The organism is Auritidibacter sp. NML100628 (assembly GCF_003185985.1).
GTDB lineage: Bacteria > Actinomycetota > Actinomycetes > Actinomycetales > Micrococcaceae > Auritidibacter > Auritidibacter ignavus.
Genome location: NZ_QHLP01000016.1, coordinates 21,082 through 33,449, shown reverse-complemented (window position 1 = coordinate 33,449; position 12,368 = coordinate 21,082). Strand labels below are relative to the sequence as shown.

The 12,368-nt window shown below is 60.6% G+C and carries 10 protein-coding genes; 7 read left to right on the top strand and 3 right to left on the bottom strand.

Annotated elements, in window-relative coordinates; all coding sequences use genetic code 11:
* Window positions 1-10: 10 nt before the first annotated feature.
* Entirely contained in the window at window positions 11-613 is a 603-nt protein-coding gene (locus DCC24_RS10075) for a disulfide bond formation protein DsbA (RefSeq protein ID WP_110099787.1), read from the top strand.
* 111 nt (window positions 614-724) lie between these two features.
* Here DCC24_RS10075 and valS read toward each other — a convergent pair whose 3' ends face one another.
* The gene (gene valS / locus DCC24_RS10070) at window positions 725-3,373 is read right to left on the bottom strand and encodes a valine--tRNA ligase (protein ID WP_110099786.1); all 2,649 of its coding nucleotides are present in this window, start codon (window positions 3,371-3,373) and stop codon (window positions 725-727) included.
* On the opposite strand from valS, the gene DCC24_RS12535 reads away from it, so the two are divergent.
* From DCC24_RS12535 to ndk, 6 genes are all read left to right on the top strand, one after another.
* On the top strand, window positions 3,372-3,497 hold the full coding sequence (locus DCC24_RS12535; protein WP_255410737.1) for a hypothetical protein: 126 nt from the start codon (window positions 3,372-3,374) through the stop codon (window positions 3,495-3,497). The two genes, valS and DCC24_RS12535, sit on opposite strands and share 2 nt — an antisense overlap.
* 4 nt (window positions 3,498-3,501) lie before the next feature.
* The gene (locus DCC24_RS10065; RefSeq protein WP_233492068.1) at window positions 3,502-4,290 is read left to right on the top strand and encodes an SDR family oxidoreductase; all 789 of its coding nucleotides are present in this window, start codon (window positions 3,502-3,504) and stop codon (window positions 4,288-4,290) included.
* Between the two features lie 339 nt (window positions 4,291-4,629).
* Window positions 4,630-8,055: an isoleucine--tRNA ligase gene (gene ileS / locus DCC24_RS10060; RefSeq protein ID WP_369860245.1), complete on the top strand. Its 3,426-nt coding sequence runs from the start codon at window positions 4,630-4,632 to the stop codon at window positions 8,053-8,055.
* Between the two features lie 6 nt (window positions 8,056-8,061).
* On the top strand, window positions 8,062-9,642 hold the full coding sequence (locus DCC24_RS10055) for a folylpolyglutamate synthase/dihydrofolate synthase family protein (protein ID WP_233492067.1): 1,581 nt from the start codon (window positions 8,062-8,064) through the stop codon (window positions 9,640-9,642).
* Complete coding sequence (locus tag DCC24_RS10050) at window positions 9,635-10,162, top strand: DUF4233 domain-containing protein (RefSeq protein WP_110099785.1); 528 nt, start codon at window positions 9,635-9,637, stop codon at window positions 10,160-10,162. Before DCC24_RS10055 ends, DCC24_RS10050 begins: the two co-directional genes overlap by 8 nt.
* A gap of 95 nt (window positions 10,163-10,257) precedes the next feature.
* A complete protein-coding gene (gene ndk, locus DCC24_RS10045) occupies window positions 10,258-10,692 on the top strand; it encodes a nucleoside-diphosphate kinase (protein WP_110099784.1) in 435 nt (144 codons plus the stop codon).
* Between the two features lie 18 nt (window positions 10,693-10,710).
* Here ndk and DCC24_RS10040 read toward each other — a convergent pair whose 3' ends face one another.
* Complete coding sequence (locus tag DCC24_RS10040; protein ID WP_110099783.1) at window positions 10,711-11,439, bottom strand: NUDIX hydrolase; 729 nt, start codon at window positions 11,437-11,439, stop codon at window positions 10,711-10,713.
* Between the two features lie 31 nt (window positions 11,440-11,470).
* A complete protein-coding gene (locus DCC24_RS10035) occupies window positions 11,471-12,145 on the bottom strand; it encodes a vitamin K epoxide reductase family protein (protein WP_110099782.1) in 675 nt (224 codons plus the stop codon).
* Between the last annotated feature and the right edge of the window lie 223 nt (window positions 12,146-12,368).

The window sequence follows — 12,368 nt, the reverse complement described above, 5'->3', positions numbered from 1 at the left end:
ATACGCTCCGATGGCCGAAAATAACGTCGTCAATTTCTGGTTTGACCCGATCTGCCCCTTCGCCTGGGTGACCTCGCGCTGGATCCGTGAAGTCGAGCAGGTCCGTGATATCACCGTCGATTGGCATGTGATGTCGTTGGGCATCCTCAATGATGCCGAGGGCAAAGAGAAAGACCCCAACGTGTGGTTGCCTGCCCGGGCCGCTGTCGCCGTCGAACAACGTCTGGGGCATGATCGTTTAGGCGAGTTCTACACTGCAGTGGGCACCCAGATTCACAACAATGACGTCTCTGATCGCGAGGCAGCCGTCCGGACCGCTCTGGAGGAGATCGGAGCCAGCGAACAGGCCGATCAGGTCATCGCTGATGCACGGACCGACGTGAACGACAAGGCACTGGCCAGCTCCCACCAGCAGGCAATTGATTTGGTCGGTAACGAGGTCGGCACTCCGGTGGTGCAGTTCGGTGACACTGCCTTCTTCGGCCCGGTGCTGTCCAAGATTCCGCGCGGTGAAGAAGCCGGCAAGATCTTTGATGGTGCTGTAGCGCTGGCGGGCTACCCCTACTTCTATGAGCTCAAGCGCAGTCGCGACTCCACACCACGCTTCGACTAATCTGCGCTGAGACACAAACGGCGGGGGTGGCCACTGTCTTGGTGGCCACCCCCGCCGTTTGTGGTCGCACCGGGACTAACTAATCCGGTCCCGACCACTCGGGGCAGGAGCTTAGCTCTCGGACTCCACGAGCTCGGTGTTGATCACGGAGATATCGTGTTCTTCATCGGTATTCGTGAGGTCGGTGAACTCCAGGTGCTGGATGCGCCCGGCAGCGTACAGGTCGTCTTGGGCCTGCCGGATTTGGTCAGCACGCGCGGAGGTCGCCTGAATAGTGGCGGTTGAGACCTCGGTGCGTTGCGACACCTTCGCATCGGACTTGGCCTTACGAACCCCGGACAGTGCACGTGCCACGGCGGTGAGCACCTCGGAATCGCTGTCACGGCCAACGGCGTCAATACCGGCAGATTCGCCCTCACGCCCCGGCCACGGTGCTGAGTGTACTGAGCCCTGTTGCCACCAGCTCCAGGTCTCATCGGTAGCGAAGGGCTGGAAAGGTGCCAACAATCGTTGCAGTGCGTCCAGTGCGGTGGCCAGGGTGACCACGGCAGAGCGTTGCTGGTCGTCGCCCCGCCCGCCATAGGCGCGGTCCTTGACCAGCTCGACGTAGTTGTCGGTGAAGTTCCAGAAGAAGGTCTCCACAACGGTCAATGCCCGGGCGTAGTCATAGCGCTCAAAGCCAACAGTGGCTTGCTGGATAGTGTCGGACAGCTGGGCCAACAACGACCGGTCCAGCGGATGGGTGATCTGTGCGGCCTGGTCAGCTGTGGTCGCAACCCAGGAGCGGTTGGCCCCCAGTTGCAACACGAACTTGGTGGCGTTGAGTAGCTTGATCGCCAGACGACGACCAATCTTCATCTGATTGACCTCATAGGCGGTGTCGGCGCCCAACTTGGCTGACGCCGCCCAATACCGAACCGCGTCCGCCCCGAATTTGTCCAGGATATCCATCGGCACCACAACGTTGCCCTTGGACTTTGACATCTTCTTCCGGTCCGGGTCGAGAATCCAGCCAGACAGGGCAGTGTGCTGCCACGGCACGGAATCGTGGAGCGCATCGGCCCGCACCACCGTGGAGAACAGCCAGGTTCGAATAATGTCGTGGCCCTGCGGACGCAGATCGAAAGGAAAGACCTTGTCGAATAGCTCATCATTGGTCGACCATTCGCCAATAATCTGTGGAGTCAGTGACGAGGTCGCCCAGGTGTCCAGCACGTCCGGATCACCAGTGAACCCGCCGGGCCGATCGCGCTGCTCAGCAGTGTAGCCGGCGGGAACATCCTGCAACGGATCAACCGGGAGCTGGGCGTCCTCTGGAATCAGCGGGGACTCATAGTCGGGCTCACCCTGGTCATCCAGCCGGTACCAGATCGGTACCGGGACCCCAAAAAACCGCTGGCGGGAGACCAGCCAGTCACCGTTGAGGTTCTCCACCCAGTTGGTGTAGCGAGACTGCATGAATTCCGGGTGCCACTGCAACTGGTCACCGCGAGCAATTAGTGCATCCCGGCGGTCGGCGTCCCGGCCACCATTGCGCAAATACCACTGACGGGAGGTGACAATCTCCAAGGGCTTTTCGCCCTTTTCGTAGAAGTTCACCGCGTGCATGATCTTCTTCGGCTGTCCATCGAGCAAATCATGTTCTTGCAGCATCTCCACGACGGCCTTCTTGGCGGAAAACACGGTCTTGCCGGCCAGTCGTTCATAGTTAGCACGACCGAACTCGGAGGTGATCCATTCTGGGGTCTCGGACTGGAATCGGCCGTCACGACCGATCACCGTGCGGGTATCCAGCTCTAGCTCACGCCACCAGGTCACGTCGGTGAGGTCACCGAAGGTACAGATCATCGCGATACCCGACCCCTTATCCGGCTGAGCCAGCGGGTGGGCCTTGACCTCGACGGGAACCTCAAACAGTGGGGACGTCACGGTGGTGCCGAAGTAGGGCTTGTACCGTTCATCGTCGGGATGAGCCACCAACGCGGTACAAGCCGGTAGCAGTTCGGGGCGGGTGGTTTCAATAAAGATCTTCTCACCCTGCTCGGTGGTGAAAGCGTACCGGTGGTAGGCGCCTTCCATCTCGCGGTCTTCCAGCTCGGCCTGGGCGACCGCGGTGCGGAAGGTGACGTCCCACAGCGTGGGAGCCTCGGCCATATAGGCATCGCCATCGGCGAGGTTCTGCAGGAAGGCCCGCTGGGAGACTTCTCGGGAGTGGTCATCGATAGTGCGGTAGGACAGATTCCAATCCACCGACAGGCCCAGACGGGTGAACAGATCCTCGTAGACCTTCTCATCGTCGGTGGACAACTCCAGACACAGCTCGATGAAGTTTTGGCGGGAGATCACATCCCAGTCGCGCTGGTTCTTTGCCGGCTTGTCCGGTGGACGATAATCGGGGTCATACGGCGTGGCCGGGTCGGTGCGCACTCCGTAGTAGTTCTGCACGCGACGCTCGGTGGGCAAACCGTTATCGTCCCAGCCCATCGGGTAGAACACGTTCTTCCCGTTCATCCGCTGATAGCGGGCCAACACGTCGGTCTGGGTATAGGAGAATACGTGACCGACGTGCAACGACCCCGAAGCGGTCGGTGGGGGAGTATCGATGGAGTAGACCTGGTCACGATCCGTGTCAGGGTCGAAGACATAGACCCGGTCGGCTTCCCACCGGGCGGTAAATTTCTCTTCGAGCCCTTCGAGGCCTGGACGATCAGGGATGGTGTTGTTTTTGGGCGAGTTCGAGCCCTGAAGATCTTCTGCCATGCCACATATTCTTTCACAGACCACCACTCCGACAGCACGTGCTGAGCAGTATGTCCCAGACCTGACGGACCAGGTGGGCACCCGTTGCGTTACCTCCCGGGGCCGCATCAGCCGGGTACTGTAAAGCTATGACCTCAGAGATGACGGATTTTCACGCAACCCGTTCGGCCGTGGTCACCGGAGCCTCCTCCGGTATCGGCCACGCCACCGCGCTTCAGCTCTCCGACCAAGGCTGGAAGGTATTCGCCGGAGCACGTCGCCTCGACCGGCTTGAAGAGCTGGCGGCACAAGTCGCCCAACCCACCGGGGAAATTATTCCCCTAGAACTAGACGTCACCGACCAAGACTCGGTGGACCGCTTCGTTGTGGCCGTGACCGAAGCCGGAGGAGTCGACACGGTGATCAACATCGCCGGCGGGGCGCACGGCACCGACCCCATTGCCCAGGGCAAAGACGAGGACTGGGACTGGATGTTGCAGACCAACGTCATGGGGGCGTTGCGCGTGATCCGGGGCTTCCTTCCGATGCTTCGAGAATCCGGTGCCGGCACCGTGCTGAATCTGACCTCCACCGCCGGCATCGTCGCCTATGAGGGCGGGGCCGGTTACAACGCTGCCAAATTCGGCGAACACGCGCTCACCGCCGCACTACGGCTTGAGGAAGCCGAACATAATCTACGGGTGGTTGAAGTGCTCCCCGGCCTGGTCAAGACCGATGAGTTCGCTCTCAACCGCATGGGCGGAGATGCCGACGCCGCCGCAAAAGTCTATGAAGGTGTCGCCGAGCCGCTCACCGCAGAAGATGTCGCTGAGGTGTGCGTGTACGCCGTCACCTTGCCACACCACATCAACCTCGACCAGATCGTGATGCGACCGGTTAAACAAGCCGCCCAACACAAGCTGATTCGAGACGCCTGAGCGACCTCGGGTTAATTCGATTTTGCCCAGCACGTGGTTTAGGATGAACCCAGAATAACCGCATACTTCACCAGCGATGACCCGGCAATCACCGGCGAGCTTCCGGAAGAACAGTCCTCGTGTCACTGGCATCAACATTGAGGCGAGTACCTAGTAGAACCGGACGGGTCAGCCCGTTACAGCGTTGCGATGAGCGATCTGAGCTTCAACTCAGATAAGCAGGGTGGTACCGCGTACACCGCTGTGGCTAGCCAGGGTGCGCCACAGGTTGTGCGTCCTTGCACACCAGAGATTCACACCGACCCGTGATTGATCGTCAGCAAGGAAGGTAACTCCACCGTGTACCCTCAGGCCAGCTCAGATTCTGAGTCCGTGCGCAACGGCTCCACTCCGTCATCGCCGAATATGCCCGCCATTGAGGAGGCCATTCTCGCGTACTGGGAATCCGATGGCACCTTCCAAGCCTCCATTGACCAACGTCCGGCCATCGCTGAGGACGGAACCAATAATGAGTTCGTTTTCTACGACGGGCCGCCCTTCGCCAACGGCCTGCCTCACTACGGCCACCTGCTCACCGGGTACGTCAAAGACCTTGTGGCCCGTTACCAAACCCAGCAGGGTAAGCGCGTCGAGCGTCGGTTCGGCTGGGATACCCATGGCTTGCCCGCCGAGCTGGAAGCCATGAAGCAGCTGGGCATGACCGATAAGGCCGAAATTGAGGCCATGGGTATCGATAAGTTCAACGACGCCTGCCGGTCTTCGGTGCTCAAATACACCGAAGAGTGGAAAAACTACGTCAATCGGCAGGGGCGCTGGGTCGATTTCGATAATGACTACAAGACACTGTATCCCTCCTATATGGAATCGGTGCTGTGGGCGTTTAAAGACCTGTCCGAGAAAGGGCTCACCTACCGTGGCTTCCGCGTTCTGCCCTACTGCTGGAAAGATGAAACTCCGCTGTCCAACCATGAGCTGCGTATGGACGATGACGTCTACCAGCAACGTCAAGATCCCTCGGTGACGGTAACCTTCCGACTCACCGGAGGGATCGACGATCACCTGCTGGATGCCTCGTACATCGCCAGCTCACAAACCGCCCAGGACCTGGCCGGGGTGCGCGTGCTGGCCTGGACGACCACGCCGTGGACGCTACCCACCAATGGGTCGCTGGCGGTGGGACCGGAGGTCTCCTACGTGGTGGTACCCCGTGGCCCAAAGGCCACTACGGTGGACTCGCTGGACGGTGAACGTTTCCTGCTGGCCACCGAACGGCTGGCCGCCTATGCCACCGATCTAGGCTATGAGTCCGTGGAAGCTGCCACCGAAGCGATCACCGCCACCTATGCCGGAACGGACCTGGGCGGATTGACCTACCAGCCGATTTTCACCTACTTCTCCGAAGACGAGAAGTGGGGCAACCAGCACGCCTTCCGCATGCTGGTTGCTGACTACGTCTCCACTGACGACGGTACCGGTGTGGTCCACCAGTCATCTGCCTATGGTGAAGACGACCAGACGATCAATGAAGCCCACGACATCCCCGTGGTGCTCTCCGTCGATGAGGGCGCGAAATTTCTGCCACTGTTCGGCGATGAGTCCCTGGGCGAGGGCAAGCTCAAAGACATTGCTGGGTTGCAGGTGTTTGAGGCCAACCGTCCGATTATTCGCTCGTTGCGCGCTGCCGGCGAGCTGGTGAAAGAAGCCTCTTATGAACACTCCTACCCGCACTGCTGGCGGTGCCGGACCCCACTGATCTACCGGGCGATCACCTCCTGGTACGTGAAAGTTACCGAGTTCAAAGACTCGATGCTGGAACTGAACCAGCAGATCAACTGGATTCCCGATAACGTCAAGGACGGCCAGTTTGGTAAATGGCTGGAAAACGCCCGCGACTGGTCGATTTCGCGCAACCGGTACTGGGGCTCCCCGATCCCGGTGTGGGAATCCGATGACCCCAACTACCCGCGCCAAGAAATCTACGGTTCCCTAGCTGAACTCGAAGAAGCCTTCGGCGAACTACCCCGCAATGCCCACGGCGAGGTGGATCTGCACCGGCCCTGGATTGATCAGCTGGTCCGCCCCAACCCGGATGACCCCACCGGCACGTCGATGATGCGTCGCGTCCCCGATGTGCTCGATGTGTGGTTCGACTCTGGGTCGATGCCCTATGCCCAGGTGCATTATCCCATGGAGCACAAGGACTGGTTCGACACCCACAACCCGGCCGACTTCATCGTGGAATACATCGGCCAAACCCGTGGCTGGTTCTACACCATGCACGTGCTAGCCACCGCCCTGTTCCACCGCCCGGCGTTCAAAAACGTGATCTCCCACGGTATTGTGCTGGGCTCGGACGGGCAGAAGATGTCCAAGTCGCTACGCAACTACCCGGACGTCTCCGAGGTGCTGGACCGGGACGGCTCGGATGCGATGCGCTGGTTCCTGATGGCCTCGCCCATTCTGCGCGGTGGCACTCTGATCGTCAGCGAAGACGGCATTCGCGAAGCCGCCCGACAGGTGCTCCTTCCGGCCTGGAACGTGTGGCACTTCTTCACGCTCTACGCCAACTCTGCCACCGCCGGTGGCACCCGACCGCAGGGATATCGGGCCCAGTACCGTTATGAGGCCACCGACCCGCTGGACCGCTACATTCTGGCCACCACCGGCACCATGATCACCCAGGTCAAAGAGTACATGGACCGCTACCACGTGCCCCAGGCCACCGAGGAACTGCGCCGGTACATGGACACCATGACCAACTGGTATATTCGTCGCTCCCGGCAGCGGTTCTTCGATGAGAATGAACAATCCCTGGACGTGTTGTTCACGTGCCTGGAAGCCTTCTGCCGGGTGGCAGCACCGTTGTTGCCGATGGTGACCGAGGAAATCTGGCGGGGCCTGACCGGGGGACGTTCGGTGCACCTGACCGACTACCCGGACGCCAGCCTGTTCCCGCAAGGCGAGGATGCCGAGGCCGTCCAGCACAGCATGAACCTGGCCCGGGAGATTTCCTCGGCCGGTTCTGCGCTGCGTAAGGGCGCGGGCCGGCGCGTCCGCTTGCCGCTGCGCAAGCTCTCGGTGGTCATTGAAAATGCCGGACGCGTTGATCAGACCGTCTCCGAGATCATCTCCGATGAGCTCAACATCAACACCATCAACGTCAAAGACACCAGTGAAGCCTCAGCCACCGATTTCGGCATCACCCAGCAACTTGTCGTCAACGCCCGGGCCGCCGGTCCGCGCCTGGGCAAGCAGGTCCAACAGGTGATCAAAGCCTCCAAGGCTGGGGATTGGTCGGTCGCCGACGGCGTGGTCACCGCCGGCGGTGTCGAGCTGGTCGACGGCGAATACGAGCTCGCGACCACCGTGGATCAGTCCGAAGGATCCGACGAGACTGCGGTGGCGGTGATCTCCGACGGGTTCCTAGTGTTGGACACCAGTGTCGATGACGAGTTGGCCGCCGAAGGCTCGGCCCGCGACGTGATCCGCGCGGTCCAGGCAGCACGTCGTGAATCCGGTCTGGACGTCTCCGACCGGATTCGGACCGAGATCACCGGGCCCACCGGACTGATCACAGCCATTGACGCCCACCGGGAGCTGATCAGCCAAGAGACGCTGACCACGCAGCTGGAGCTTGTGGCGGATGAAAACCGAGACGACCCGCGTGGTTCGATGGCCGATGACGCCTCCAAGCTGGTCAGTGTTAGCGTAGAGGTGGTTTCGCCGGCTTCCACCGATTCCCTCGCATCAATCCAGAAAGCGTAGTGCCTCGTGTCAGAGCTGTCACCAGATCCCCAGACCGGCCCCCAGAGCCTGGAGGAGCTCTATGGCGATCTGCTCGCCCGCGCCCCAGAAAACAAGATGGAGCCACGGATGGAGCCGATGTATCGTGCCATGGAGTTGCTCGGGGATCCCCAACACTGCGCACCGGTCATTCATCTGACCGGTACCAATGGCAAAACCTCCACCGCTGGCATGATCGAGACCATGCTCAACAGCTACGGGCTCTCCACCGGGCGCTATACCTCACCGCACCTGGTGAAATTCACCGAACGGATTAAGTTGAACTCCGAGCCGGTGGATGATGAGACTGTGCTGCGGGTGTGGTCGGAGATCCTGCCGGTCGTGCGCTTGGTGGATCAGGAGCTGCTGGTTGAGGACGAGACGCCACTGACCTATTTTGAAGCCATGACGGTGCTGGCGTTCGCGATTTTCGCTGACGCGCCGGTCGACGTGATGGTGCTTGAGGTGGGACTCGGGGGGATCACCGATGCCACCAACGTTGCCGATGCCCAAGTTTCCGTGATCACTCCCATTTCCCTGGATCACACCGACCTGCTGGGCGAGACCGTCGAAGAGATTGCCGAGGAGAAGGCCGGCATTATCAAACCCGACGGGTACGTCGTCTCCGCTGCGCAGGAACCGGCGGCTGCCCAGGTGCTCCTGGATAAGGCGCGTGAGGTTGGTGCCAGCTTCGCGTTTGAAAACCTGGAGTTTGGGGTCACCGACCGACGGGTGGCGGTCGGCGGGCAGCAAGTCTCGGTGCAGGGACTCAGCGGAACATACCCCGAACTCTTCCTGCCACTCCACGGCCCCCATCAGGCAGAAAATCTCGCGGTAGCCATCGCCACGATGGAAGCCTTCCTCGGCCACGGCGGTCACACCTTGAACCAGCAGCTACTGCAACAGGGGCTACTGCAGGTCACCAGCCCGGGAAGGCTGGAAGTGCTTCGTACCAACCCAACCTTAGTGATTGACGCGGCGCACAACCCCGCCGGTATGGAAGCCACCGCCGTCAGTGTCACAGAGGCCTTCAACTTCACCAAGCTGGCGCTGGTCGTTGGCATTCTGGAAGAAAAGGATGCCCGCGGCGTGTTAACCAGTCTCTATGACGCTTTTGGGGACACGGTCGAGCACGTGGCCCTGACAGCCTCTGCCTCACCACGCGCCATTGATCCCGACACTCTGGTGGAATACGCCCTGGATGCCGGATGGGATGCCGACACGCTACATCCCGAACCGGCCCCGACCGATGCGATTCGATGGGCCGTCGAGGCCGTGGTGGACGAGGATGAAGAACTGCACGAATCCGGCACCGCCAACATTACTGATGGCACCGGTGGCCCCGGTGTATTGGTCACCGGGTCAATCACTTTGGTAGGCCAAGTCCGTGGCCTGCTCGGCCCCGGGGAGACCGAGACCACCGATACCGCAGCCGCCCACGCGGCGGCTGCAGCCGCGGTGGTCGAAGATCACGACGACCTGGCAGCCTTTTTCGCCACCGAGGAAGACGACACGGATGACGACGTGGACCGTGGTGGCCACGGTCAGCAGGGTGATACCGATGACTGATCAACACCAACCATCAGAACCGCCCGCCGGAACCACCGGCCGAGAGTCCTGGCGGCCCCAGCGCGAAACACAACGCCAAAAAGACTGGCGCCCGGGCCAACCACAGAAACGCCGTTCCCTGCGGGTGATGTTCTGCGCTTCGCTACTGGGCCTGGAATCCCTGGTACTGGTTTTCTACGGCATGACCGTGTTGAACCTCAACCGCGAGGAATCCTGGGCGGTCCCGGTCTTCTGGGCCTCGATCGCCCTGGCTGTACTGGCACTGGTCACCACGCGACTGCTCACTAAGCCCGTGGGATACTGGATCGGGTGGGGGATTCAAGTGCTGTTTGTACTGGGGGGATTTCTCGAATACTTTGCCTTGATCTTGGGAGCCGGATTTCTGGCTGCCTGGTGGTGGGCCGTGGTCCGGGGAGGGCAGATGGATGAAGAGAACATCGTCCGCGACCGACAGCAACGCGCATGGGAGATTGCCCACGGGTACCGTTGTGTTACGGACCATCCCGACACAAAGAGCTAACCGGCCCACCAGACCGCTTCGGTATACTCTCAGCTAGATACCGTCACCGGTCACCGACCCACAACAGCAAGACGACAGAAAGAGGTGCAGTCCCGATGGCCACCCCAGAACGTTCGCTGGTTCTGATTAAGCCAGATGGAGTCAAACGAGGCTTGGTCGGTGAGATCCTGACCCGCATCGAGCGCAAGGGTTACCGTATCGTCGAATTGGAAATGATGACCGCCAACCCGGAGATGTTGGCCGATCACTACGAAGAGCACCAGGGCAAAGAATTCTTCCCCGCCCTGGTCGAGTTCATGTCCTCCGGTCCGCTGGTGGCCGCCATCGTGGAAGGCGATCGCGTGATCGAAGGCATCCGCGCGCTGACCGGCAAGACCGACCCCACTGTGGCACTGCCGGGCACCATTCGCGGAGACTTCGGTCGTGATTGGGGCCCTGGTGTGCAACAGAACCTCATCCACGCCTCGGATTCAACCCTGTCGGCCGAGCGCGAGATGGAGATCTGGTTCGGCTGGAACCGCGCTGACTAATCGTCGCCGCAACGGCGGTTAGTGGTTTGTCTCAGCGGTGAAGTGCGAGTCATCGGAGTCGAGGGTGACTCCGCGCAGTCCAGACAGCGGGGTCACCACCGGCTGATGCCCGGCCACAATCTCCGGAATCGTTTTCAGCGCGTGGACAGTTTTAACCAGATACAGTGTTGGACGCATCAGCGCGATCTGCTCAGCGGCAAAAGCCTGGAGCAGATCGGTGGTGCTCAACCACCGCGCCTCGGTAGCTTCGGTGGTGACATTACGGACCTGATGTTGTTGCTCATCAGTGACTGCGGCGACATAGAAATACGTATCAAAGCGTTTGGGTGCCCCCAACGGGGTGGTGATATTCGCCCACGGCACCAGCTGCTCACCACTGAGTCGTACCGCCGTTTCTTCCCACACCTCACGCACCGCGGTGGCTGCCATTGCCGCCACGCCGGGAGTCGCGTCATCCAAGACCAGCTTGGTCCGCGACCAAATCTGGGCATGCTCAGCGATCGCTTCGGGACTCAATAAACCGTCACCGGCTTGGTGATCGCCCGGTTCGCTCCGACCACCGGGAAACACCGCAACACCGGCGGCGAAATCCATGGTCTTGGCACGAAATTGCACGAAAACCTCAACTCCGACGCCTTGGTCACGCAATAGCACCACCGAAGCGGCTGGGCGCACCGGAACGTGGTGGGCCGGATGATCTGGATTGTTCCGGGCCTCGGGGACATAGTGATAGGGACTGTCTGCCATGCCCCCTAGCTTAGACAATAAGTGATAGGGATCACGAGAATAATGACTCGCCGAAGCGAATCAGGATGGACCCGGCAATCACCGCGTAGAGCAAGACCACCATCGGCCACGTCATGGCCAGCAGGTAGGTGCGGGCCGTAGCCGAGGTTGGAATCACTCCCGTCGCAATATTGCGAGCGGTCACCAGCACTGCCAGAGGAATCACGGCCGCCCAAATCACCATGCAGTATAAACACAGAACATTGATGTCATAGACGGCTTGGGTCCAGAGCCACAGGCAGAACACCAGGGCTAAGACGACGCCGATATTAATGCAGATCCAATAGGTGCGCGTGAACTGCATGCCCATCACCAACACCGTGGCCAGGGTGATGACAATGGTGAAGCCCACCAGGCCGATGAAATGATTCGGGAACCCGAAAAGTTGGGCCTGCCACGACTGCATCACGGTGCCACACGAGACCCAGGGGCTTAAATCGCAACTGGTGACATATTCCGGGTCCTTCCAGATCTGGACCCGCTCATACATCAGGATGGCGGCCGCGCCCATCGCGATCAGCCCGGTAATGAGCATCACCAGGCCTGACCCGACGCGGGTGGCAAACCAGGGTAGATCCTCGGCACGGGTGTCAGGGTCCAGATCGAGGCGGTCGTCGAGGGTCACCGCGGTCTGGTCTGCGGTGTGATGGGAGATATCATGGGGCATGCCAGGGACTCCTTGGATCGGAAGATCACCGGCGGCATCGCATCAGAGCGGGCACGCGCGGTCACTATGTAGTCTATGCTCTCAGCCATCACGACCAGGAAATGTCCCCGTGCTGGGTGAATCTGTGCCACAATGGGAGACGACACGGAAGATGTCCACACCATCTCACCGCTGTCCTGTGGCGATAGTTTGCGCGACCACCGATGATGAACCGCAACCGCGT